At 51.5% G+C, this 25,246-nt stretch carries 19 protein-coding genes and 2 pseudogenes; 11 read left to right on the top strand and 10 right to left on the bottom strand.

Annotated elements, in window-relative coordinates; all coding sequences use genetic code 11:
- Positions 1-75: 75 nt before the first annotated feature.
- From eno to Q1M54_RS02665, 7 genes and pseudogenes are all read right to left on the bottom strand, one after another.
- Positions 76-1,362, bottom strand: a complete 1,287-nt coding sequence (gene eno, locus Q1M54_RS02695; protein ID WP_300553541.1) for a phosphopyruvate hydratase — start codon at positions 1,360-1,362, stop codon at positions 76-78.
- Entirely contained in the window at positions 1,359-2,366 is a 1,008-nt protein-coding gene (locus tag Q1M54_RS02690; RefSeq protein WP_300553538.1) for an aminoglycoside phosphotransferase family protein, read from the bottom strand. Before Q1M54_RS02690 ends, eno begins: the two co-directional genes overlap by 4 nt.
- A complete protein-coding gene (locus tag Q1M54_RS02685) occupies positions 2,359-3,315 on the bottom strand; it encodes a 2-dehydropantoate 2-reductase (RefSeq protein ID WP_366146243.1) in 957 nt (318 codons plus the stop codon). The genes Q1M54_RS02690 and Q1M54_RS02685 overlap by 8 nt, the downstream gene beginning before the upstream one ends.
- Before the next feature lie 195 nt (positions 3,316-3,510).
- Positions 3,511-4,259: pseudogene (locus tag Q1M54_RS02680) on the bottom strand (transposase); the annotation flags it as partial.
- Positions 4,260-4,367: 108 nt separating this feature from the next.
- Positions 4,368-5,159 (bottom strand): annotated as a pseudogene (locus Q1M54_RS02675) (carbon-nitrogen hydrolase family protein); the annotation flags it as partial.
- Between the two features lie 32 nt (positions 5,160-5,191).
- Positions 5,192-5,608 carry a hypothetical protein gene (locus Q1M54_RS02670; RefSeq protein WP_300553535.1) on the bottom strand — a complete coding sequence of 139 codons (417 nt, stop codon included), beginning with the start codon at positions 5,606-5,608 and terminating at the stop codon, positions 5,192-5,194.
- A 404-nt stretch (positions 5,609-6,012) separates the two neighbouring features.
- On the bottom strand, positions 6,013-6,924 hold the full coding sequence (locus Q1M54_RS02665) for a LysR family transcriptional regulator (protein ID WP_300553533.1): 912 nt from the start codon (positions 6,922-6,924) through the stop codon (positions 6,013-6,015).
- A gap of 112 nt (positions 6,925-7,036) precedes the next feature.
- On the opposite strand from Q1M54_RS02665, the gene Q1M54_RS02660 reads away from it, so the two are divergent.
- The 3 genes from Q1M54_RS02660 to Q1M54_RS02650 are packed head-to-tail and all read left to right on the top strand — an operon-like array spanning position 7,037 to position 10,296.
- On the top strand, positions 7,037-8,326 hold the full coding sequence (locus Q1M54_RS02660; RefSeq protein WP_300553531.1) for a Rieske 2Fe-2S domain-containing protein: 1,290 nt from the start codon (positions 7,037-7,039) through the stop codon (positions 8,324-8,326).
- An 11-nt stretch (positions 8,327-8,337) separates the two neighbouring features.
- Positions 8,338-9,249 (top strand): TauD/TfdA family dioxygenase, encoded by a 912-nt coding sequence (locus Q1M54_RS02655; RefSeq protein WP_300553529.1) that lies wholly within the window; start codon positions 8,338-8,340, stop codon positions 9,247-9,249.
- A gap of 30 nt (positions 9,250-9,279) precedes the next feature.
- Complete coding sequence (locus tag Q1M54_RS02650; RefSeq protein ID WP_300553526.1) at positions 9,280-10,296, top strand: tripartite tricarboxylate transporter substrate binding protein; 1,017 nt, start codon at positions 9,280-9,282, stop codon at positions 10,294-10,296.
- 226 nt (positions 10,297-10,522) lie between these two features.
- On the opposite strand, the gene Q1M54_RS02645 is transcribed toward Q1M54_RS02650, so the two are convergent.
- Both Q1M54_RS02645 and Q1M54_RS02640 read right to left on the bottom strand, forming a co-directional pair.
- On the bottom strand, positions 10,523-11,845 hold the full coding sequence (locus Q1M54_RS02645) for a TRAP transporter large permease (RefSeq protein WP_300553523.1): 1,323 nt from the start codon (positions 11,843-11,845) through the stop codon (positions 10,523-10,525).
- Positions 11,838-12,479 carry a TRAP transporter small permease gene (locus tag Q1M54_RS02640; RefSeq protein WP_300553520.1) on the bottom strand — a complete coding sequence of 214 codons (642 nt, stop codon included), beginning with the start codon at positions 12,477-12,479 and terminating at the stop codon, positions 11,838-11,840. Before Q1M54_RS02640 ends, Q1M54_RS02645 begins: the two co-directional genes overlap by 8 nt.
- Positions 12,480-13,150: 671 nt before the next feature.
- Between Q1M54_RS02640 and Q1M54_RS02635 the strand changes: the two genes are divergently transcribed.
- The 7 genes from Q1M54_RS02635 to Q1M54_RS02605 all read left to right on the top strand — a co-directional run bounded on the left by Q1M54_RS02635 (position 13,151) and on the right by Q1M54_RS02605 (position 22,554).
- On the top strand, positions 13,151-14,215 hold the full coding sequence (locus tag Q1M54_RS02635; RefSeq protein ID WP_300553518.1) for a C4-dicarboxylate TRAP transporter substrate-binding protein: 1,065 nt from the start codon (positions 13,151-13,153) through the stop codon (positions 14,213-14,215).
- A gap of 189 nt (positions 14,216-14,404) precedes the next feature.
- Positions 14,405-15,886, top strand: a complete 1,482-nt coding sequence (locus Q1M54_RS02630) for a coniferyl aldehyde dehydrogenase (protein WP_300553514.1) — start codon at positions 14,405-14,407, stop codon at positions 15,884-15,886.
- Positions 15,887-16,293: 407 nt separating this feature from the next.
- Complete coding sequence (locus Q1M54_RS02625; RefSeq protein ID WP_300553511.1) at positions 16,294-17,085, top strand: SDR family oxidoreductase; 792 nt, start codon at positions 16,294-16,296, stop codon at positions 17,083-17,085.
- A gap of 1,065 nt (positions 17,086-18,150) precedes the next feature.
- A complete protein-coding gene (dctP, locus tag Q1M54_RS02620) occupies positions 18,151-19,185 on the top strand; it encodes a TRAP transporter substrate-binding protein DctP (RefSeq protein WP_300553508.1) in 1,035 nt (344 codons plus the stop codon).
- 12 nt (positions 19,186-19,197) lie between these two features.
- On the top strand, positions 19,198-19,692 hold the full coding sequence (locus tag Q1M54_RS02615) for a TRAP transporter small permease (RefSeq protein ID WP_300553506.1): 495 nt from the start codon (positions 19,198-19,200) through the stop codon (positions 19,690-19,692).
- Positions 19,693-19,718: 26 nt separating this feature from the next.
- Positions 19,719-20,987 (top strand): TRAP transporter large permease, encoded by a 1,269-nt coding sequence (locus tag Q1M54_RS02610; protein WP_300554051.1) that lies wholly within the window; start codon positions 19,719-19,721, stop codon positions 20,985-20,987.
- Between the two features lie 16 nt (positions 20,988-21,003).
- Complete coding sequence (locus tag Q1M54_RS02605; RefSeq protein WP_300553502.1) at positions 21,004-22,554, top strand: AMP-binding protein; 1,551 nt, start codon at positions 21,004-21,006, stop codon at positions 22,552-22,554.
- A gap of 26 nt (positions 22,555-22,580) precedes the next feature.
- Here Q1M54_RS02605 and Q1M54_RS02600 read toward each other — a convergent pair whose 3' ends face one another.
- Positions 22,581-23,549 (bottom strand): nitronate monooxygenase, encoded by a 969-nt coding sequence (locus Q1M54_RS02600; protein ID WP_300553499.1) that lies wholly within the window; start codon positions 23,547-23,549, stop codon positions 22,581-22,583.
- A 60-nt stretch (positions 23,550-23,609) separates the two neighbouring features.
- Between Q1M54_RS02600 and Q1M54_RS02595 the strand changes: the two genes are divergently transcribed.
- On the top strand, positions 23,610-25,169 hold the full coding sequence (locus Q1M54_RS02595) for an AMP-binding protein (RefSeq protein ID WP_300553496.1): 1,560 nt from the start codon (positions 23,610-23,612) through the stop codon (positions 25,167-25,169).
- Positions 25,170-25,246: the final 77 nt, after the last annotated feature.

Genomic DNA, 25,246 nt, shown 5'->3' with positions numbered 1-25,246 from the left:
GCATGCAACACGAACGGACTGGTCACACTCCACCCACAAGCTGGTCAAATCGTGGATGGTGTAACAAGATGATGCTCATGGAGTTCTTCTGAATACACTACCGCCAGCAAAACTGGCCTGTGTACCCAGTTGTTCTTCTATGCGAAGCGCATGATTCCACTTGATCATGCGCTCACTTCTGGCGAACGATCCGACTTTGAGTTGCCCGACATTCCAACCAATGGCCAGGTCGACAATGGTGGTGTCTTCGGTTTCACCTGAGCGCGCAGACACGATGGCCGCATAGCCCATCTCTTTTGCCACATCCCAAGCCTTCAAAGTTTCGCTCAGCGTACCTTGTTGATTGGGTTTGAGGAGTACCGTGTTGGCAGCGCCTATAGTGGCGGCCTCTCGAATGAGGTTTGAATTGGAGACCAAAAAATCATCGCCCACAATTTGCAGACGATGGCCAATGGCTTGGGTAAAGCGAGCGAACCCCACAGGATCGTCTTCAGCCAATGGGTCTTCTATGGAGACAATGGGGTACTTCTCAACCCACCCCAGCAGCATTTCAATCATGCCATCGGAGTCCAGCACACGAGATTCAAGTCCAAGGCGGTATTGGCCCTGTCGCCCAAATTCGGATGCTGCAATGTCCAAAGCCATGGCCACTTGATCTCCGGGAATAAAGCCTGCGCGTTCGATGGCAAGTACGAGCATTTCCAGAGCTTGCTCGTTGCTTGTAAAGTCAGGCCACCAACCCCCTTCGTCCGCAACGCCAAACAATGAGCCGCGTTGTGCCATCAGCAGCCCAGCATGGCGGTAGACTTCAGCGGTCCACTCCAAAGCCTGAGCGAAACTGCTTGCGCCAGGACATACCACCATAAAGTCTTGAACATCGACACGCCTGCCGGCGTGCGCACCTCCGCCAAAAATTTGAATTTGAGGCATGGGCAAGCGGCCAATTTTCCCTTGACCAATGTAGCGGTACAAAGGCATGTCAGAGGCAGCAGCCATGGCATGCGCTGCTGCCATTGAAACGGACAAGGTTGCATTTGCGCCTAAGTTGGATTTGTTGATCGTTCCATCAAGATCAATGAGTGCTTGGTCAAGAACAGACTGGTTGTCAGCCTTTGTGCCCACAAGTGCATTAGAAATTTGTCCGTTGACATGTCCGACCGCCTGCATCACATCCAACCCACCAAACCGATCACCCCCGTCCCTCAACTCCAGTGCTTCACGCGTGCCTTTGGATGCGCCAGCTGGCGCAATGGCTCTGCCTCGTGAACCATCGTTGAGGATGACCTCTGCTTCTACGGTGGGTCGTCCACGACTGTCCCAGACGCGTCTTGCGAAGATAGATTGGATGGCAAACGGGCTCATATCCTAAGGTCCTTGGCCCATGCTTGGGCAACTTCTTGCAAATGGCTTGCAGGCTTGATGAGTAATGTGCTTGCGACGTGTCTGACATGATCGCGCTGATGTTCTTGCGTCACATATTCGACAGGAGACTTGCCATCCACTCTGGCCAGCAAAAGTCCAGGCAGCAGCCGTGCCGCTCTGGCTTCAAGATCACTGGGCTCTTCCCAGTCTACTGATGTCAAATAACTATTTTTAAGAACTTTAAAGCAATTTAAAAAATCTGCCGATGAGGCAGGCGTCCACAGACACTTGAGCAATAAATGGTTGAGGCAAAACGCCAAGTCAAATGCAGGGTCACTCCAAGTGGCGCACTCTGCATCCAACAACAAGGGGCCTTGTGGCCCTAGCAGGATATTTTTGGGGCTGACATCACCATGCACCAGCGTTTTTGCATTGTGCTGAGTTTGCAATACCAACTCTTCTAATGCGTGTGCCAGTTTGGGGTGGCGCTCTGCTGTGGCCAGTAAGTAGGGTGCCAGTCTGATTTCAAAAAATATTTTGTCTGTTGGAAATTCACTCGCCAAATGGCTATTTTTTGCGGCGTAACTGTGAATCTTAGAAAGAACTTGTCCCATCGCCTGAGCAGTCTGCGAATCAGCATGGCCAGCACGCAATTCTTGTTTCCAAACGCGATAGTGATCTGGGTCAAGGTATTGCATCACCAAAACACCCAGTTCAGGGTGTTGGCCCAATAATTCTGGCGCGCAAGCTGGAAAAGCTTGGCGGGCAACTTGCAACCATCTGGCTTCAAAAAGATTGCGTTCTACAGGCGCATACCAATCGGCAACCACCCGCAATTTGGACAAAGCACGTTTGGCACAAACTGAACCCTTTTCAGTGTCAATGCGCCAAATATCAGATGACACGCCACCCGTTAGAGGGGTACCCCAAAGGGAAGATGCGTTTGAAAGACTCAGTTCGTTTAAAGCCCGAACGAACTCTTTGGGGACTTCTGATTTAGACATGATCGGTGTAAGTCGATTCAACCAGCTTGACCAATGAAAATAAGGCTTGGTTCACAGGGGTTGCAACACCAAGTGCTTGCCCACGTCTCACAATGAAACCATTCAGATGGTCAATTTCACTGGGTTTAGAGCGCGCCATATCTTGTGCAGTGGATGATTTTTGACTTCCCATCGTGACTGCTATTTTTGCGACGGCTTGCAAAGCGATGGGCTCAGATAAATCGATCCCATCGGCCAGCGCCACTGCGATGACTTCCTTCACCAAAGCTGTCTGGGTGCTGCGAACGGACTCTAAGGCCGCAAGTTTTTCGTATTGAATTTGAGCCAAGCCTGAAATCGCATTGAACGCACAGTTGATCATCAATTTGGACCACAACTCGACCATCACGTTTTCTGAAATCTGAACCTGAACCTGCGCTGAAGCAAATAGATCAACGATTTCTTGAAGCGTTTTCTGCGGATCCCTCAGCCGTGAAGTCTGCATCGTTCCGATCACAAGATCGCCGCGGCCATGGTGCTTCACACAACCCGGGGCAGGAATTTCTGTGGCCACATAGACGACACAGGGGATCACTGCATGGGGTACCTGTTGCGCAATCAGGGCTGAATTCTCTACACCGTTCTGCAAACTCATGATCAAAGCATGCGGTGCGAGGTGGGGCGCCATTTGAAGTGCGACCGATGCGCTGTCTGTCGATTTGACACAGAACAAAACCAAGTCTGCGCTCTGCAAGCTCGATAACTCACTGCTTGCATCGATGTGGACGATTTCTGTTGCAGATGATGTGGCCAAATCTAATTTCAGACCATCGCGCTTGGTCGCAAGCACATGCGCGGGACGGCCGATGAGCGTCACCTTGTGCCCAGCGCGGGCAAGCATGGCACCGTAAAAACTACCAACGGCGCCTGCACCAACAACGGCAATGTGTTTAAAAGTGGGGATGTTCAAGATGACCCTTGGTTTGCTGAAAAATAAAGCTGATTTCTCTCTTTGAAGTGCGTGCTTTTCAGTGGTCAGCTGTGGATGCTATACCTTGGAGGAAGGGGTTCGCTCGATTATCTATGCTCAGTCAAACGACAGCAAATTGAACAGCCCCGGGTTTCGTGGAGGCTGGTTGGCTTCAGTGGATACCTCTTTCGTGGTGCTGGCAGCAGCAAGCTGTCGCCAGTAGTTTGCCTCAGCTTCCGCCGGAGGGATGCCCACAATCGGTTTGAGCCATCGGATGTGATTCGACCAGTTTACCCACTCCAGGGTGGCCAGTTCCACGGATTCTCTGTTTTTCCAAGGTCCCCGGCGGTGAATCAACTCGGCCTTGTATAGCCCGTTGATGGTTTCGGCCAGCGCGTTGTCGCAGAAATCGCCCTTACTGTCGACCGATGGTTTGATGCTTGCCTGGTCCAGCCGCTCGGTGTAGCGGATGCTCACGTATTGCGAGCCCCTGTCCGAATGGTGGATCGAATTGTTGGCCGCAGGCTGGCGGTCGTACAAAGCCTGCTCCAGTGCACCCAGAACAAAGTCGGTCTGCATGTTTCGGCTCACTCGCCCGGTGCAGGTCCACGAATCGCTTTAGCGCTTCAAACGGCGGTCGAGAGCTCCGTCTGGGCAAAAAACGCGCTGGCCAGCTTGAGGATTTCGTTGGTCTTGCACAGTTGTCTGTTCTCGTGTTCGAGTTCCTTGAGTCGGTCTTTGTCCGTCGTGGTCTAGCCCTGGCGCGTGCCGCTGTCAACCTCGTGTTTGCGCATCCATGCATACAGCGTGTGAGGAACGCAGCCGATCCTCGGTGCTAGCGACTCCAGTGCCGCCCACAGCGATGGATATTCCTCTCGGTGCTCATGCACCGTGCCCACGGCCCGCTCGCGGACCTTTGGGGAAAATTTGGGTGACTTGTTCATGGCTCCATTCTCTTAAAGGTTGGAGCCTCCGCGATTCCCGGGGCCGTTCAGCTCTCGAAACCCCTTGCCGACAGAGACAAGTCTGTCCGCTGCAACACCTTCTGTGTTCAGGCGGCGGTGCCGCAAAGCCTGCAAATTTTGACGCACGGACTTCAGACGCTCGGAGTTCATGTCGCCCATCACAACGCCCTCGCCTTCAGGCAATAGCGCGACTACTTCACCCCAAGGGTCAACCAACATGCTGTGACCGTAAGTTTGCCGACCGCTTGCGTGCGTGCCGCCTTGCGCGGCCGCCAACACGTAACATTGGTTCTCGATGGCCCGAGCACGCAACAACACTTCCCAGTGAGCTGAGCCTGTCGGCACGGTAAAGGCCGAGGGCACCAAGATCAGGTCCACCTCGCCCATGGCACGGTAAAGCTCAGGAAACCGCAGGTCATAGCAAATAGACATCCCAACACGCCCAAAAGGCGTGTCGGCAGTCACTTTCGCTGTTCCAGCCACCATGGTGCGGCCTTCGTCCAAATGACGGGTTCCGTCCTGGTAGCTGACGAGATGCATCTTGTCGTAACGGGCCACCACCTCGCCCTCAGGGCTGAAGAGCAAGGCCGTGTTTGTCACCTTGGCCGGGTCTGGGGTCTTGATGGGGATGGAGCCACCTGCAACCCAAATGTCGTGTTGTCGAGCTTTGGAAGCCAGCATCTCTAGAATGGGCCCCTGTCCAAACTCTTCAGCAATCTGAAATTTGTCGGTTTCATGCAATCCAATTTGCACAAAGTACTCAGGAAGAGAAACCAGTTGAGCACCGTCGCTGGCAGCTTGGTCGATCAGCCTTGCGGCAGTGGCCAAGTTCGTTGCCAAATCAGGTGCGGAGACCATTTGGATTGCAGCAATCTTCATGGGTTTTCGATCACATAAAAAATTTGAAGTGGTCAGCGGGTGATCATCACAATCTGATCTGCCGCAATGGTCAGCTCGAATTCAACCAGTTCACCATTTTGAAGCTTCGGGAAGCCAAAGCCTGCCACGTTGAATCGCCCCGGCTTTGCTGCCGGAACAGGCCCTTTGGATTGAACGCCTTCTCCCCGAGCTACAGCTTTGTTTCCATCGCAAACCGACAAAAGAGCTGCCTCAGTCAGCTCAACCGCTCGAACTTGCGTCAATTCGGATTTGTTTTTAACTTTCAAGCTGCGCCCGGCATCATCCAATAGACGCACCGATTGAAACTGCGGTGCCCAGACTGCGTTGTCCATCCGCCCGGCAGTGATGCAAGTCGACGCCTGAACGCCACTCGAGAAAAGACAGGCGGCCAACAAAAGTGATGGTTTGAAGATTGTGTAAGCGCTCATCAGAAGCTCCGATCAAGAGTAATCATCATAAGTTGCAGATCGCGCAGGTACAACCTGCGAACGCTCGCAACATTTCTAAAAATTGATACACCCCCCGGGGTCATCGTTCTAAAAGGCAAGGGGTGTGCTTTTGACCGGAAGGGCCATCGGACGATCAAATTACAGTGCAAAGGCAGACAAGAGTCCCTGTTCAGGATTTGGGGAGTGGGGGTACGGTGGGGTCAGGCTGGTCTCAAATTTGGAAGACCCCGATTGAGCATCCAAGTCCAGCACTCGCTATTGCCAACCCTTGTTACCAAAGTAGAGACTCAGCCCGGCACGCCCTCTTCCTATCGCACGATCACATGCCCCCCAAGCTGATCAATCACTATTCGTTAAAACATTGGTAGAAATACGCCCACCTCCTAATCTGACCGAATTACGAACGCTTCAAACAGAATCCCTCGCAACCATCGATGAGCGGGATCATTGTTAACACTTTTGCTCCAGTGCAAATGTGCATCAAAAACGGGCGAGCGAAACGGTAGAGGCATCCGAGCAAGTCTGCGATTGTCGGCAAAAGAGTCGGCGATGGCGTCAGGGACTGTTGCAATCAAATCTGTACCTGAGAGAATTTGCGGCAAACTCATAAAGTGCGGCGTAGTTAGTGCCGCATTGCGGTGAATCCCCCGCTTTTGTACATAGCTTTCTAAAAGCCCCTGTGAACGCGTAGGCGCCTCCACAACAACGTGTCGCGCCTCGATGTACTTCTTGAGACTGAAATCCCGAATTAAGTCCTGATTATCAGCTCCACAAATGCACACAAAGCCGTGCTGTCCAATTCGTCTTCGAACAAATTCCGCAGACATCAAGTCAGGAAAATATCCCAGCGCGATGTCACCCTGACCCTCTGAAATTACCCGCTGCAATTGCGGTTGTGCCGTTGAAACGACACGAAGTCGAACTCCAGGTGCAACCTTATTCAAAGCATTGAGTGCTCGGGGCAAATACATCGCCTCCGCCGTATCTGAAGCTGCAACTCGAAACTCGCGCTCGTCGGTGGCGGGATCGAAAGATGCCTTATTCAAGATCCGTTGTTCAATAAAAAGTACGGCTTCTCGTATTGGTAAGGCCAGCTCCTTTGCTCGGGTCGTAGGTTGCATTCCGGCAGCTGTATTGATAAAAAGCGCATCCCCTAGGGTATGACGTATTCGGGCCAATGCAGTGCTCAATCCAGACTGACTCATTCCAAGTGAAGTCGCCGCCGCGCCAACGCTGCGATGGTCAAAGACAGCCAAAAATATTCTCATCAACTGAACATTAAAGTTGCCCACCATAAATAGTCACCTTCCAAATATTGCAATGCAACATCGCAAAATAAGATTGTATTGATCTGAATCAAAGATTAATTGGAGTTCTATACTCATTCCAATGCCCAAGGATTGCTTGATGCTGACTCACGAAAATAATGCACTTCTCACCCAATGCGGCCCACAAACAACCATGGGCCGGTTCATGCGCTCATTTTGGATTCCCGCAATGACTGCTGAGCAAGTACCGGCCGCAGACGCCCCGCCGGTACGTCTGACCTTGCTCAATGAGAGACTGGTTGTCTTTCGTGATAGTGAAGGCCGTGTTGGCGTCATTGAAGAAAATTGTCCGCACCGGGGTGCGAGTCTATTCTTTGGACGTAACGAGGAAGGTGGAATTCGCTGCGTCTACCATGGCTGGAAATTTGATGTCAACGGTAATTGCTTGGAGATGCCGGCCGAGCCCAAAACCAGCCGTATGTGCCAAAACGTTAAAGCACGTGCATATCCAGCTCGGATGGCTGGTGCACTTTTATGGGTCTACATGGGAGATGCTCAACCAGTACCCGACCTGCCAGCCTTCGGCTTTATCGGTCAGCCTGATGACCATCTTTACGCTTCCAGGTGGCAACAAGAATGCAACTATGCGCAGGCCATGGAAGGTGAGTTGGACAGCGCTCACGTGAGTTTCCTGCACAAAGAGCTGAACAGAACGAATCCGGACCATCAGGCACTCACCGGTAAGTATTTCCAAGAGGACACAGCACCTTTATGGAAAATCCTTCCAAACGGCGCTGGGTTTATGGCGTGTAACGGACGAAGTGTGGACGGCGACAAACGTTATTGGCGGATCAATCAGTTCCTTTTGCCTTTCTTCACCATGATTCCCCCACGCCCAGGAGATGCGCAGCTAGTGCGCATGTGGGTCCCCATGACCGATGAGCGCTGCTGGGTGATTTGCGTAAGTTGGCGTTCCGACGGGCCCCTGAATGATCAGGAAATAATGGCATGGCGCAATGGAGAGAACTCGCATCGGAAAGTTGTTCCCGGTACGACGGTACCCGTCGAACGCCTTGATAACGATTACCTAATCGATCGACAGGAACAAAAGACCGTTTCATTCACAGGTATCAAAGGCATTCGCGCGCAAGATGCCATGGTGACAGAGTCCGCTGGTCCGATTGTCGATCGCACCCGAGAGCATCTTGGATCGAGCGACATCGCTGTTGTTGCGATGCGGCGTGCTCTCATGGAGGGCGCAACGAAATGCGTTGAGTCTGGATCACCACATCAGGCTGCAGCCAATCCCTGGCTCTACTCGGTTCGTGCAGTTCAGACGGTGCTGCCAAGAGAGCAGAATTTAGAAACGGCAGAGGACTTTTTAGGGTCAGCGCGGGCAACGCAACCAATCCATCCTGCTAATGACTGAGAACTCCGAAAATGCACCCAATATCCTCCTTAGATGCACATCCTGTCCTGGTACATCCCCGTAACTACCGCCACATCGAAGTACAACCACTCACAGGAGTTCTAGGTGCTGAAATTTTTGGCATCGATCTTCGTCATGAACTATCACTGGAAGTCTGGGAAGAAATCCGCGATGCCTTCGTTGACCACCAGGTGATCATGTTTCCGAAACAAACGCCCACTCATGAACAGCACCTCACATTTGCAAGGGGCTTTGGTCAAGTGATTCAGCTTCCGCAACTGCCCAGCATAGAGGGGCATCCAGATATCCAAATGATTCGCCGACTCGCGAGCGACACCGGACGCGTCATTGGCGAGAACTGGCATGCTGATAGCACTTACCTTGATGAGCCCCCACTTGCCGTAGTGATGCGAGCTGTGGACGTTCCAACATATGGTGGAGATACCGGCTTCCTCAGTATGTACGCAGCTTACGAGGCGCTCTCTCCGGCTTTTAAGGAATTGATCGCACCACTGAACATGGTGCACAGCGCTACGCGAATTTTCGGCTCTGCCTACCTTTCACAGAGTCGACGCTATAACGCCTCAGGTGTAAGGTCAGATGTGAACGTAGAACTGGGTGACCGAGAAATGGTGCACCCGCTAGTTTGCACGCATGAAGTCAGCGGTCGCAAGTTTCTGTACCTGAACAAAACCTACACGCAACGAATTGAAGGATTCACTAACGAAGAATCTGCCCCATTTCTGACATTTTTATATGAGCATTGCGCTCGGTTTGACTTTACTTGCCGTGCTCGGTGGAAAAAAGATCAAGTCCTCGTGTGGGACAACCGCTGCACCATGCACCGCGCTATTCCGGATTACACCGGACAGGACCGATTGATGACGCGAGTCACGATTGCGGGCAAGCGGCCAAAGCGTTAACCTTCCTCAACAATGACAGGAGATTTCAATATGCAGACCCAACAAACGATTCGCTCCAGAATCACCCGCATTCTGATGTGCACATTACTTGTCGGTCTTCTCCCAACACTAATCAGTCAACAGGCAGTTGCTGCTGATTTCCCGACAAAACCTGTGACATTGGTAGTGCCTTTTGCAGCAGGCGGAGGACTCGACGTAACAGCTCGCATCATTGGCGAACGGCTTAAGGATGAACTGGGTCAACCTGTCGTCATTTTGAACAGACCAGGTGCAGGTAGTTCTGTCGGTGCCAGGGTGGTGGCTGCTGCACCTGCGGATGGTCACACACTGTTTTTTACATCGGGATCAGCATTTGCCTTTGCCAATCTGCTTGTGCCAAATTTTGAATTAAATATTAAGGACTTTGCACCTGTTGCTGCAGTCGCTTCAAACCCCGCAGTGATTGTGGTGAGCACTAAAGTCCAGGTGAAATCACTGGCAGAGTTGGCCGGATATGCCAACTCCGGAGAAATCAACTTTTGTAGCACCGGCTCGGGTGGCCTTAACCACCTTCAGCTGGAAATGTTTCGTAACATTGTCAAAACAAAAACAAGTAAAAACTATAACGTCACTCACGTGCCTTACAACGGACTTGCTCCTGCACTTATTGGAATCCGTGACGGCAGTGTCCAGGCCTGCATGCTGCCCTACACAGCCCTAGTTAAAAATCTGAATGGCAAAGAGTTGCGTGTTTTGGCTGTTCAAAGCAAGGCGCGTCTGCCTTGGCTTCCAGATGTGCCCACCACGGGACAATTGGGCTATCCGGAGATGGATGGCAACGACTCGTTCGTGAACATTGCAGCACCAAAAGGCACCCCGGAACCTGTTATAGCCAAGCTAGAAATCGCATTGCAAAAAACAATGCAAGACGTCAATGTACGCAAGAAACTCGAAGAGTTGGAAGTTCAAACATTGTTCATGAGCAGTCGCGAGACCACCAAATGGCTGGAGGATGAAGTACGTAAATTCAGCGGGATCATTCGCGAATCAGGACTATCGACTAAGTGAAACTCCTGATGATTCAAAATACAAGTTTCAAGGCCACTCGGACCAAATTTTGCAAAAGTGGTTTTTGAAGTATTGGCCTGTAGACGCCGATGGCCATTTGATCAGTGGCGCTGATTTCAGTCAGATCAATGCGTACCCAACGAACAGGCTGGTCAGAGCACAATCGACACGACGCCCTCAAGCGGGTCAAATCGTGTCTGACGGAAACAAGTATTTGCTAAAAATCTCAGATCAGCGCAAGTGACAGGATTGGAAAAGCCGCAAAGAGGAATAATGCGAACAGCATGACGGCTAGAAACGGAAGCGAACCCACAAAAATTGAGTCCACGGAAACCGACGGGTCGTTCAATGCTGATTTGACTGTAAATACAGAAAGCCCGAATGGCGGGGTCAGCAACCCCATTTCGACCGCGATCACAGTGACTATTCCGAAGTGAATGAGATCAAAGCCCAAGCTGGTAGCGATTGGAGCGGCGATCGGCGTCATGATGAGGAGGATTGAACTGGAGTCAATAATCATCCCCAGCGCAAGCACAAGTATTAAATAAAGGGTCAGGAAACCGTATGGTCCCAACCCGGACTCCTTGATTAGCATACCCAACGCTTGCGGTACTCCCGCCACGGAAATCATTTTGCTGTAATAGCTCGCGGCTATCAAAAGGATCATGATTCCGACAGAGATGGCGCCAGTCTCCTGCAAAACCTTCCAGAGATTGCCTCCGCCCAGTGTCCTACGTGCCAAAGCAATGGCCAAGGCACCAAGGGCACCTACGGCACCAGCCTCAGTTGGCGTAAAAAATCCCGAATAAAGCCCTCCAAGCACCAAAATGATGAGAAGACTGATTGGAAATATCTTCAATCCGAGCTGCCCGGCGCTCAACGTTGGAAGTTTTTGCGCAGTGACATCTATGGTCGTCCGGGAAACGAAGACAAGGTGGGGTTTGAATGTTGCCATCAGCATGATCACGGCGGCAAAGCCAAGAGCAAGCACTACACCAGGAATCAAGCCGGCAATAAACAGTTTGCCGATTGATTGCTCTGCGAGCACCCCATAGATGATCATCAGAACGCTTGGCGGGATCATCATGCCTAAGATTGAACTACCGGCAACGGTACCTGCTGCAAACGTCTTCGTGTAACCGTGCCGCACCATTTCTGGCACCGCGATCTTGGTAAATACAGCCGCCGAAGCAACCGAAACTCCGGTGACCGCGGCAAACATAGCGTTTGCCGCAACAGTGGCTACACCTAAGGAACCGCGCAGGCGACGCAAGAGAGATTCGGCGACATCAAACGTATCTTTTCCAACGTTCGAAATGCTCACGAGCATCCCCATCAAAACGAACAAGGGAATGGTCGCGAAAATATAGTCCGCAATGCCGCCATAAGCTGCTGAATGCATCATTCGCATGGCTATTTCGACATCACCGCGCATTAGCCATATCCCGGCGAACGCCACTGAAAAAAGAGCCACGGCGATCTGCATGCCCAAAAGGACCAACGTCACCAAAGCGCCGATTAAGAATAACCCTGTAGTTAAATCACCCATGATCGACACCCCCTGCCGGTTGAACACCACGAAGAAACGCTACTGCCGAAGCCATAAAGGCGAATGCAGTAAAAGCGGATCCCAATACAAGGAGCGCATGGAACGGCCAACTTGACACCATAAAAACCCCTCGCGTTCCGAAGTAGTCGTTATTTCGCCAAGAGTCAACAAACTCTGGCCATGCAATGAACGTGAGCACGCTGAAAGTAACTGCGCCAACAAGCGAGTAGCTGACTTCCAGAGTTCGTCCAAGCCATGGCGCCCGCCGCCAAAACACCTGAAGCAAAGTATCGCTGCGCAGCATACGACCGGAAGTAATTCCTGCCGCGAGCTGCAGGAAAACGATGGCCACAATGGATCGCGATGCAAACTCCGCCACGCCGGTGATCGGTCTATCAAGGAAATTGCGCCCAATCACGTCGGCAACAATGAGAAACATGAGAAAGGCTATCCATATCGTTCCTATGGACGACGAAAATTGCATGAGTCGGTTGAAAAAGCTGCTGTGAGGTTGTTGTGTCATTTTCGGCTGCCGTGCGGATTTTTGAGTCGTATGCAGGAATTTCGAATGCATAAAAGTAGTTTTACAACTCTTCAAAATAGATTCGAACAAACTCAGCGTACGGATCAACATGACATGAATCAAGTAGGTTTTACCCTCTGGTATTTTTTGATTCAGGGTAAGTGATGCGCCCTTAGCTGCTATCAAAACAGCGCCTGACGCTACCAATAAATATAGTTTCAATCAGCTCATGAGGATCTGCAGTGAAATCGGCACAGGCCTTCTATTCCAGCCCATCAAGCCGTATGAAAAAGCAAGACCACTTCACTGAAGATAGTCAGCATCACACAGGTCAAGTTGAGTAGTGGGCAAGCGTTTTTAGTCGAAAGACCATCAGCGGAACGTTGACACCTTTATCGCCCGGTTGCTGCGGCCCATCAAGAGTCGAACTTCACCCAGTTGCTCAATTTTGGTGCCATAAAACGGCCATGATTTGAAACTGCAAACACAACCTGATTAAGGCGAAAGTATTTGTACAAATTCCAATGAATGAGACGCTGCGAGGGTTATTACCATTCAGGTAAACCACAGTGGAACACTCAATGAGGGGTGCTACCATAAAAATCATCAACGTTCACGGCTGTGTTGACAAAAGCCAAATGAAAAAGATGGCGATAGCCGCCACGGTCTCAGTGTTCGATTGGTTCCTCCTCCCGGGATGTTGGGCAATTAGCCGGCGTTAGTGACGTCGGATGACGCAAAACCAAGGCTCACTCAGTGAAGCCGCGAACATGGAGATACGAATGAAACTCACAAAATGGGCAGTTTTCAGCGCCATTGCTTTCCAAGCCGCAAGCGGCTCATCGGCTTTTGCGCAGCAGCAGATCTCTGTCAACATCGGTTCGAGCTATCCCACCACTAACGTTTGGGCGAATGCTGCAAAAGAGGCATTTCAACCAGAAGTTGATCGGATCTTAAAAGCGAAAGGCAATAAGTTTACGATCAACTGGCGCGAAAGTTATGGAAGCGGTTTGTTCAAGTTCAATGAATCCCGTGCTGCGGTTCGCGATCGAATAGTCGACGTGGCGCCGGTCATCTCTGGCTTTGAAGCCGCTGCAATGCCACTGCAAAACGTCACTGTTTACACGCCATTTGCCACAACCAACCACGAAGCGCTTATCGAAATCTTCGATAAGCTGAACGCCGATCTTTCAGTTCTCAGGGACAGCTGGACTTCACAAAATTTGGTGCCACTCGCGTCCTTGGTCACCGATAGCTACGAAATTTTTACAAAGAATCCCATCAAGGACATTAAAGATCTTCAAAATCGGCGAATCACTGCGCCAGGAAGCACGGCAACCTGGCTCCGAGGAACCGGAGCGATTCCAGTAGCAGGTGCTATCACCACCATGTATACCGACATCCAAACCGGCGTGACTGAAGGGGCTCTGTCTTTCAATACAGGCATTGCCCCAGCCCGAATCTATGAAGTTGCACCACACGGGACGAAAGTGGGAATAGGCGCTATGTACGTCGGCAGCATTGCCATCAACAAAAGATTCTTCGATGGCTTACCCAAGGACGTCCAAGACGCGTTTCGTGAAGCGGGAAAAGCGGCTTCAATTGCACACGGCAAGAACATCACCAGACTGGCCACGACTGCGCTGGATACGATGACAAAGGGCGGGTTAAAAATGTCAGATTTGCCTGAAGCGGCAAGGATGCAGTGGATCAATGGCATGCCTAATCTCCCCCAGCCTTGGCTGGAAGCTAACGGAGAGCCTGCCAGAACGGTTTTGCGAGCCTATTTTTCCGAACTGCGCGCTAAAGGCATCAAGCCCCAGCGTGACTGGTCTTCCGCTCAGTAGTCATTTGCGATCATTGAAGCGGATCTTCATTTTCCGCTCTTTGATCGCAAATTCGCTCCGCAGAGGGCATTTTTACTGATTGATGTTGTGAACCCATATTCCCATTTTTCGGTAATTCTCTGCAGATGATCGGTGGGCGGCACCGAAACAATCAAAACTGAATCAAGCTTTTTGACAAAGGACACTTATATGACGACGACTACACCCACCAAGGCTGATCACTTGTCCGTTTCAGACTCGTTACTCGCCATTCTGGAGAAACAGCGACAAGCGCATTTCAAAGATGGTTCCGTGTCACTTGACAAGCGTCGCGACCGATTGAATCGCTTGATCGCACTCACCTGCGAAAACGCTGATGCCATTGCCGATGCCATCTGTGAGGACTATGCCGGCGCGCGCTCTAGACACACGACACTTGCGACCGAGGTGGTCGCCAAGATTCATGGAATGGAATACGCCCGAGACCATCTCGAAGAATGGACGAAGCCGGAATCCAGGGAATCGAACGAGCTTGCACACAAGGCAGGTGCGACCTCATTCGTTTTGTACCAGCCCAAGGGCGTCGTCGGTCTCATCTCTCCTTGGAACATGCCTTACGGACTCACCGTTTCTCCACTGACGTCGGTGCTTGCGGCAGGTAACAGGGCGATGATCAAACTTTCGGAGTTCACACCCGTCCTGGGCGGCCTTATGCAGAGTCTCGTCCGTGACTATTTTGCCGAGGATGAGATTTCGGTGATTCTTGGCGGACCGGATGTTGGTCGCGCTTTTGCGCACCTCCCCTTCGACCATTTGATCTTTACCGGTTCAACCAAAGTGGGGCGCCAGGTCATGGAAGCTGCCGCTCGCAACCTTGTGCCAGTGACACTAGAGCTCGGAGGCAAATCGCCTGTCATAGTGGGCGCCACTGCAGATCTCGACAGCGTTGCGCAACGGCTCGCATATGGAAAGTTTCTTAACGGAGGCCAACTTTGCCTGGCACCCGACTATGTCCTGATGAGGAGAGGGGATGAACAGGCGTTGATAGACAAGATAGCCACTCGTGTGGAGACGATGTTCCCAAAGCTGCGCGATAACGCAGACGTGACGGGCGTCATCAGTCAGCAGCATTTCGACCGGCTGATGGGATATGTGGAAGAGGCCCGCAGCAAGGGCGCGAAGGTAACCGTGATCGGCGACCATCAGCGTGCCGATGGGGCGGCCACGTCCCACCGTATGCCCCTTTATGTGGTGCAAAACGTTACCTCCGACATGCAGTTGATGCAGGAGGAGATTTTCGGTCCAGTCCTTCCGATCGTCACCTACGAGTCGATCGCCGAGGGAGTATCTTATGTTCGCCGAGGCCCAAAGCCCCTTGCCATCTACTATTTCGGAAACGACGCAGATGAGGAGCAGATGGTCTGTGATCACACCGAAAGCGGCGGATTCACCGTGAACGATCTTTACCAGCACTACCTGCAGGAAGATTTACCCTTCGGAGGTGTAGGTGCCTCGGGAATGGGCGCCTATCACGGGCGAGATGGCTTCATCGAAACGAGCCATGCCAGAGCGGTATTCAGGCAAGCGCCCGGTGTCAAGCCCAGCCCAACCTTGTCTGCACCGTTTGCCCCAGAAATCATGGAGTTATTTCAGAGAGAAATTACCGCCCGCAAGACAGCTGGAAGTCACTGACTGAGGGGCCGCCGCCGCCAACAACACGCCAACGACTCAAGTGCCAGCCTATACCGGGCTGGACGTCAAGGAGTGTATTCGGTGCCAGCGGCGACTTTTGTCAGCTTCAAGCCCGTGCTGCTGATGCGCATCAGCAGCACGGCATGTTTTGCGTTTCTCACCCTAAAGCCGATCAAGAATGACAAGCGGTGAGTTTGTCAAATGCCTTGGTTTTGAGCTGACCACCCGTCGATCGACCGACCGCTCGTCCGCTGACCAACACTTTGCTGTTCGTTTTCGAAACGCACCAGCATTTCATACAGATATCAGGATGTTGACGCTGATGGCGATGTGATCGCGACGGCGAACCATTGAAGGTGTATTCAATGGCTATCAAGACGCAGGCCTGACCCTAGGAAGGATTCATCATGACTGAACGCAAAGTAGCCATCATCACTGGTTCTGGAACCGGCGTCGGTGCAGCGACCGCACTTCTTCTTTCCCAACACGGCTATAACGTCTTGATCAATTACTCACGCAGTGAGACAGAGGCCCAAGCATCTCAGGCGGACTGCCAAGCTGCAGGCGCTGATACATTGTTGATGCAAGGTGATGTCGCGCAAGATAGCGACTGCAGGGCTTTGACACAAGCTGCCATCGATAAATGGGGACGCATTGATGCACTTGTGAACAATGCAGGGATCAGCACCTTCACCGGAGCCGCCAACTGGGAAGTTTTGGATATGGACACCTTTTCACGCATTTACGCGGTGAACACGGTAGGGGCTTTTCAGATGGTGCGGGCTTGTGCGCCACACCTCAAAATGCAACAAGGCTCAGTGGTCAACGTGTCCTCAATCGCAGGTTCGCTGGGCATAGGTTCTTCCGTGCCTTATATCGCGTCCAAAGGTGCTTTGAATTCCATGACACTCTACCTTGCACGTGCATTAGCGCCTGATATCAGAGTGAACGCGGTTTGCCCGGGCCTGATTACATCGCGCTGGTTTGTCGATGGATTGGGCCAAGCTGGCTTCGAAAAAGTCAAAGCCATGGCCGAGTCCATCGCGCCCTTGGAGCGTGCCAGTTCAACCGAAGATGTGGCCGAAGCTATTGTTTGGCTGACCACAAGCGCTCGCACCGTGACAGGTGAACTTTTATTGCTTGACGGCGGGATTCACCTGGGTGGCTCCAAAGCTCAAGTACCCAGTAAACCCGCGTGAGTAAGCTGACTCAGAACAACCAGCCACAATGACAATCTTATGCATCAGACTTTAAGCTTTGAAGTCACCCGTTCGCGGTGCTAAAAAAGTAAACCCACCGTGAAGTTCGTGGGAAACCAGTTCATTGGCCCAAGATTCGCAAACGTTGTAAGCATGAACTTCAGGGAAATGCTGCATGAGTTGAAACTTCCGCATGATGTAGCTGCTCTTGAAATAATCTAAACCGCAACGAAGTCCACTTGAGGAGGTCTGAGATGGCAAGACGTAGCCGCATGAATCACACCTGGGATCAGCTTGCTTAATGACTTCCAACTGAGACTGGTTTTGAGACATACTGAATTTGAAAGCGGCAATTGTCAAAAGAAGCAAAAAAATGGACATATCTAATTTCACAAACAAGCAAATTTCATGACAACTTAAAACGCCCAAAGTTGCACGCTTTTGGGGCTTCGGGCCATCAAGTTCCCTTTAAATAATCGTTTTGGTGCAAGCATGACTCAGAACTCGACATTTGAATGGCGATAAAACAACTTCTCTTCTGAAAATTTATCAGCTTGATTTTTGTTGGTCGCACTTTCTCGGTGTGAATCGCCCCGGGTTTGAACTGGCGCCAAAGAGTTGAACAAACCTAAAGGGGGTTACTTGGGCAAGTAATCAAACCGCCCTGCGCCACACAACCGGTCGTCACATTTCAGCCAACGACCATGTTGGAGTGAGCTGCGCGGTTGACACACTAACCGACTTCCACCGTGCTCGCTGCGAATCTTGCAGTGACATGTGGTCTCAGTGACCACACCTGCTAAGCAACGCCAACATCAACGCCATTCCTCAACAGTAATGCAGCGTCCCAATGCCGTATGCCATGCACGCGCAAACCTGGACGTCGCGATATACCAATCAGGTCAATGCTCGCTTCAATATTGGTCACATTCATTTACTGGGCGGGTAAACCCCTAAAAAAGTCAACAACCAAACGATTGTTTTGTAGGTTCTGAGTCGATAGCATGAGGGGCAAGCTTCACTTCCCGCCACTTGGCAATCTTTTAAAACAACCAGGAGTCATCGATGAAGAAACAATTGTTAGTTACCTTTGCAGCACTCACACTTGCACTGCCATCACAAGCTCAGGACTTCCCAACCTTATCACTCAAAATGGCGCACCCACTGGCTCAGACTTTCCCCGGTGCCGAATGGGACAAGTGGTTTGCAGATGAAATTGAAAAACGATCTGGCGGCAAGATCAAAATTCAGATTTTCTGGTCGGGTCAGCTGGGTGGTCTCACAGAAATCAAAAACTTGGTAGGCAACGGCGCTGTAGACATTGGCGTATTCGCACAAGCTGTTCATGCCGCAGAACTTCCATTGACTTCTGTCTCGGCGGGCCTGCTCAATCGCGTATCCGCTGATGCCAAAACAGGATCTGAACTGGCGCGTGCCAGCTACGCCACCAAAACCGTGACCGATGAACTCCAGGCTCAAAACCTCAAAGTCATCAAGTGGACAGTGCCCTCCCCGTATAAATTGCTTTGCAACAAGGCGATCAATACGTCAGCAGACCTTAAAGGTTTGAAAGTCAGAGCGGTCGGAGGCGCTTATGTGCCGATTTGGATGGAAGCATTTGGCATGGTGCCTACCCGCGTTCAAGCGACTGAAATCCGTGAAGGCCTGCAGCGTGGAACGCTGGACTGCAATTTCGGCCCAATCGAATGGACACCTTTCTCAGACCTGCAAAAAGTCGCGCCATTCCTGTCTGACTTGAATACCGGCTCCTTCACGACTTTCCAGATGTACGTGCCTGCTAAAACATTCAACGCATGGCCACGCTCGGTGCAAACGCTATTCACACAAGTTGCTCAAGAGGCCATGCAAAAAGACCTTGCTGCCTTGCCAAAAGTCGAGGCAGATGCTGTCGACAAATTCAGAGCAACAGGTGGCAGCATTGTCCCGATGAAAGACCTGCAAAACTTCATAACACGTTCACCCGACATGATCCAAATCTGGGTAGACAAGTCCACCAAAGACGGCCTGGGCGAGAAGATCAAAGAATTGATTCCTCTGCAAAGGAAAGCTGCTCAAAGCTTTGTGAATTCTCGCAACTGAACCTGTTAACAGATGAGCAAATTGATCGTCTGGACCGAGAAAGCAGCACTTGCGGTTTGCGCAAGTGCTGTGTTCATCATGATGGCTGTGGGGGCAATAGACATCGTAATGGGCAACGTTTTGGGCTACTACTTGTCTTACAAAGTTGAGTTGTCTGGGACACTTTTGGCGAGCAGTATTTTTCTGGCTTGCAGTCCGGTTCAAAGAGGGAATGAACATATCCGCGTGGACTTGTTTGAATCCTATATGGGTCATAAAACTAAAAAAGCAACCGCATTTCTTGGCACCCTTTGCGGCCTTCTTTTTGTGGGATTGATCACTTACGGTTTATGGAATCAGGCTATCAAAAGCGTGATGATTTGGGAGGTCTCTGCTGACACCTCAGGCTTTCCGATTTGGCCTTGGAAATTGGCGTGCCCCATTGGCGCAAGTCTTTGCGTCTTGACCATGATCGGTCAATTGTTTCAGCAAATTTTCAATGCATCGACAACGAAGGAAAGCCAGTGAATACAGGACTTTTCGGTTTTGTAGCCATGCTGTGCCTTTTGGGTCTGGGTGTGCCTGTGGCGTACGCAGTCGGCGTAGTTGCCATCGTTGGCATTTTTTATGCTGTCGGTTCAACTTTTTTGTTGTCCACTATCCAATCACTGCCGTACGCGTTCGCAAGTGATTACAACTTTGTCGTTGTGCCCTTGTTCGTTTTGATGGGCACTTTGGCATCACGAGCTGGGATCATCACTGATCTGTACAAAGCAGCTTTTCAGCTGACCAGCCAAATTCGCGGAAGCCTCATGATGGCGACCGTGATGGCACAAGCCATGTTCGCGGCCATATCTGGCTCGACAACAGTTGCAGCCAGCATCTTCACACGCATGGCCTTGCCAGAGATGATCCGTTATGGGTACAACCCGGGCGTCTCTGCGGGCTGCGTTGCTGCTGCAGGCACTTTGGCTGGACTCATCCCGCCTTCTATCGCGATGGTGCTCTTTGCTGTGCTGACGGGCGAGCCCATTGGCAAACTGTTGATCGCAGGTATCTTGCCTGGCGTTCTGACCGCTGTGGGCTATATCGTAGGCATTCGGGTCATGCTGATCTACAGACCTGAGTGGGCCCCGCTGATCAGCGAAAGATTCAGCTTGAAGCAAAAATTGCAAGGCATATCGAGCGCCTGGGCAGTTTTCTTGCTGATTGGCCTGGTTGTAGGCGGCATCTATACCGGTACATTTCCACCTTCTGCAGCAGGTGCAGTTGGTGCAACCGGTGTTCTACTGATTGCCCTGTCTACCCAGCGTTTGCCCAAAGGTGCCCTTTGGGAGAGCCTCATTGAAAGTGCGCGCATCTCTGCTGTGCTTTTCTTGATCGTGATGGCCGGACTCTTGTTCAGTCGATTTTTGCTGATCAGCGGCTTCATCGGTGATCTCAAAGCATTGGTGGTCACCCTCGAAATGAGTGCCGCTGTATTTATTGCCTTGGTGGTGATTCTGTATCTGATCTTGGGCTGCTTTGTCGACAGCGTGTCTTTGATGATCATCACGCTTCCTTTTCTTTATCCCATTGCCACGTCTCTGGGGATTCATGGAATTTGGTTTGGTGTATTGATCATCAAACTCATCGAAATTGCAGCCATCACCCCGCCAGTCGGGCTCAATCTGTTTGCAGTTTTGTCATCGGCCAAAGGGCAAGTCAATTCGCGTCAACTGTTTGCGGGTGTCATGCCATTTCTCGTCATGGAAGCTGTACTACTGGCGTTGCTGATTGGCTTTCCCTCCATTGCCACCAGCTTGCCTGATCTGATGGACTGAGAATCAGGAGATAACTATGAGGGCGACAGACGCGCTGGACAAGGCGGGGCTGAGAACGCCTGAAGCCATCTTTGTCAAACAAGGGGGCATCGCCGTCAGCTACCAAGAGGCGGTATCGATGTCTCATCGAATAGCCTCAAAAATCCAGGACATGGGCATCGCACCAGGTACACGTGTTGCCTTTTTATCGCCGAACGACTGGCGCGGTTTGATTTTCATGTACGGGCTTTGGCGTGCGGGCATGGTGCTGGTGCCTGTCAATGTCAGAAACAGTCCGGCCTTGAATGCAGGCATTTTGCGGCAACACAAACCATCAGCCATGGTTTACCACAGCCATATCGCTTCTCTCGCAGAGCATGTCAAAAATGAACTGAGCTCAATGTCTCAATGGTGTTGCCTTGACCAAAAAGATGGTGAGACACCCTCATTACAGGACTGGATGGCACCACCAGGTTCGATCGCCAAAGACCTCCCCAATGACCCCTTGACCCCATGGACTCTTTACTCCACCAGCGGAACAACGGGCAGTTCAAAGGGGGTCATGCACACGCACCTGTCGAACTATGTGACCAGCATGGACATGCTGTTTTCAATGAAAGCACATGAAGCCAAACGACATTTGGTCGTGGCTCCGATGACCCACTTCGCAGGCAGTTTCATCTTCGCACTCACCATGACCGGGTCTACGCACATATTGCTGGACAAGGCGGATCCATTGGAAATTCTGCAAACGATTGAACAAGAGAAGATTCAAATACTCTTTCTCCCGCCCACGGTGATCTACATGCTGCTGTCGTCTGAAAAGATCAAATCGTTTGATTACCGGTCGCTAGAGAATTTCGTCTATGCAGCCGCCCCTATGGCTGAAGAACCTCTGAAGCAGGCATTGTCAGTTTTTGGACCGGTCATGGTGAACATGTATGGTCAAGCAGAAGCCATCGGCCCCATCACGTATTTGTCCCCCAGTGAGCATATGCAGGTCGAATCGCCTGCGACAACCAACGTTCTTCGCTCAATTGGTTCACCCTCCATCAGTCGTCAAGCTCGTGTCATGCGCGATGATGGTCAATGGTGCGAAACAGGTGAGCCCGGTGAAATCGTGTTGCGTGACTGGGTCAGCAGTGCAGCCTACCTTGAGGATGAGGCTGCAAGCACGCTCGTACACCGATATGGCTGGTACCACACAGGCGATGTTGGCGCGATGGACAACGATGGCCGCATCACACTTCTGGATCGAAAAAAGGATGTGATCATTTCGGGTGGATTCAACATCTACTCTGCTGGTGTTGAGCAAGCTCTGATGACGCACCCAGCCGTTCAAGAAGCCTGTGTTTTTGGCATTCCAAACGACAAATGGGGCGAGTCTGTTCACGCCGTTTTGGAACTCAAGCCCGGTTTTGTGGTGGAGGCCGATGAACTTCAGAACTTGGTCAAGACGCAGATCGGCTCAGTGAGTACACCTAAATCACTTGAGTTCACGGATCAGTTGCCAAGAAGCGCGACAGGCAAAGTACTCAAGCGCGAACTACGACTGCGCTACTGGCAAGGAAGAGACAGGGCGATATGAGCCGCCAAAGTGAATCGAAAAGTGATTTATCGGGCAACGACATCAGCGGCCTTGATCCACTCCTGGTGCAGTTTTTCTACCCTGTGCGCCACGGTCTCCACCGCTCCAATAGAAGCCACACCCTGACCTGCACTCCATGCAGTTTTCCAACTCGCCAGATCACTAGCCCCCTTGGGCAACAAACTTCCGTCTGCCTGCATGATGCCTTGGGCAAGCAAAGACGACTTCAAAAAATTCGCTGGAATCCCTGTCACAGCATCGGTCTTCACAATGTCATCGGCACCAGCTGCGACCAACGCCTCTTTGTAGTCTTGCGACGCCATACTCTCAGGCGTAGCGATGAATGGTGTGCCCATGTAGGCCATGTCAGCACCCGCCACCTGAACAGCTCTGACCTGGCGACCCGTTGTTACACAACCAGCAACAGCCAAAGGGCCAGACCAAAAACTACGCACCTCCTCGATGAAGGCAAATGGATTGATCCAACCGGTGTTACCGCCAGCGCCGGCCGTCAGAAGTACCAACATATCAACGCCAGCCTCAATCGCCTTCCTCGCGTGCCTGACAGTGGCCACATCTGCCAAAACACGACCGCCATAGGCGTGGATGCGGCCTGCAACATTGGCCGGCGATCCAACAGAGGTGATCACCCAAGGTACTCGGTGGTTGATCACAATATCCAGGTCATCGTCCCTTCTTCCATTGGATGGGTGAAGTATCAGGTTGGCCGCAACAAGTCCGCTTGCACCGAGAGTTCGATCTTTGATTTCAGATAACCATGCATCCAGCAAAGCTGGCGTTCGCGCATTGAGCGTTGGAAATGCACCGACAATGCCCGCGTTGACAGAGGACACCACAAGCTCAATACCGCTCACCAAAAACATGGGTGCAGCAATCACCGGTACCCTGAATGAAAAAGTCTCTTTGATTTGCATGCTGCACGAACAATAAGGTTTTGAGTCAATGGCCATTGAAGCACTGATCGAGTATTTCAAAGCGACGAGCCATATGCCAACACGTTCCAACTTACCATGAATTCACCGAAGGAGAAAACCTTGTTATCCCTTGACTATGCAGAGATCACGATACCGGAAATATTCAGCAGCCACGGAAAGTTTCGCAAACACCAAGAAGCTGTTGTGTGCGGTTCAGTCAGGCGGACTTGGGGGGATTTCAACGCCAACATGAACCGTGTCGCCAATGCACTCTTGGCGTCTGGCGTTGCACGCGGTGACCGCGTTGTGGTCATGATGGGCAATTCAGTCGAAATACTCGAAGTCATGTTCGGTGTTGTCAAAGCGGGTTGCTGCGTGGTGCCACTGTCCGGTTTGCTGACGGGGCAACAACTTGCTTCCTTGATCAATGATTGTGGCGCTAAACAGGCTTTTGCAACCGCAGACTTCATAGAGAGACTGCGACCATTTCAAGATGAACTGGTTCACCTCAACGCGAAGCATCGCTACGTTGTACATGGTCAAGCCGAAGGTTGGACTAACTACTCCGAGCTCACAAATGGGCAATCAACCTGTACCCCAAGTGCCGTTTATCGCTCCGAGGACGCCTTCAACATCATTTACAGCTCAGGCACAACGGGCCTTCCAAAAGGCATCATGCAGAGCCACCGTGCCAGGGTTCACTGGGCAATTTCAAATTCTATTGAGATGCGGTTCAGTGACCGAAGTCGTGCACTGACCACCACATCCCTTTATTCAAATGGAACCTGGCTCATGATGCTGCCCGTTCTGTTCAGTGGTGGCACCTGCGTTGTGATGCCTGCTTTCGAGCCAACGCAGTTTTCAAGACTGGTTGCGCACGAAAAAATCACCCACACTTTCATGGTCCCGGCCCAGTACATTGCACTGCTTCAAACCGATACGGCTCAGTATGACCACAGTACATTGGACGTACTTCTGTGCGCAGGCTCGCCGCTCAGGAGGGATACCAAACGCCAGGTTATCGAGCGGTTAGGGAACAAGCTCATCGAACTGTATGGCTTCAGTGAGGGCTTTGCAACGATGCTCAAACCCAATGCGCCGGCAGATAAGTTCGATACGGTAGGCACCCCCGTTCTTGGGTTTGAGGTCCGCGTTCTGGATGAGTCAGGCGTTGTACTCGGACCGGGTGAAATTGGCGAAATCGCAGGTTACGGTCCGGGAATGATGTCTGCTTATCATGGCAAGCCGAATGAGACATCAGAGCTGATTTGGCAAGATGAGCGGGGCAGAACCTTTATTCGTTCGGGTGATATTGGTAGCCAAGACGAAGATGGCTATCTCAAGCTGGTCGACCGTAAAAAAGACATGATCATTTCTGGAGGGTTTAATGTCTTTCCAACCGACCTGGAAGAAATAATCGGTCAACACCCAGACGTGCTTGACACCACAGTCATTGGCGTACCGCATGAGCGTTGGGGTGAAACACCGTTGGCCTTGGTCATTCTCAGGCCAGGTGCAGTATTCGACGCCTCGTTGATGCTCCCTTGGTGCAACGAACGATTGGCCAAACACCAAAGACTCTCCAACATTGAAACGCGTGAAGACTTTCCTCGCAATGCCTTGGGCAAGGTTTTAAAACGCGTTCTCAGAGAACCCTACTGGATAAACGTCAAAACTTAAATTTCCAGGTGACACGATTGGGTTGTCCAGAAGAACTCAATCAAGCCTTTACCATGCAGCCAAAACTTTTGCCCTAA

Source organism: Limnohabitans sp. Rim8, assembly GCF_943326455.1.
GTDB lineage: Bacteria > Pseudomonadota > Gammaproteobacteria > Burkholderiales > Burkholderiaceae_C > Limnohabitans_A.
This window is presented reverse-complemented; position numbering and strand designations above follow the sequence as displayed.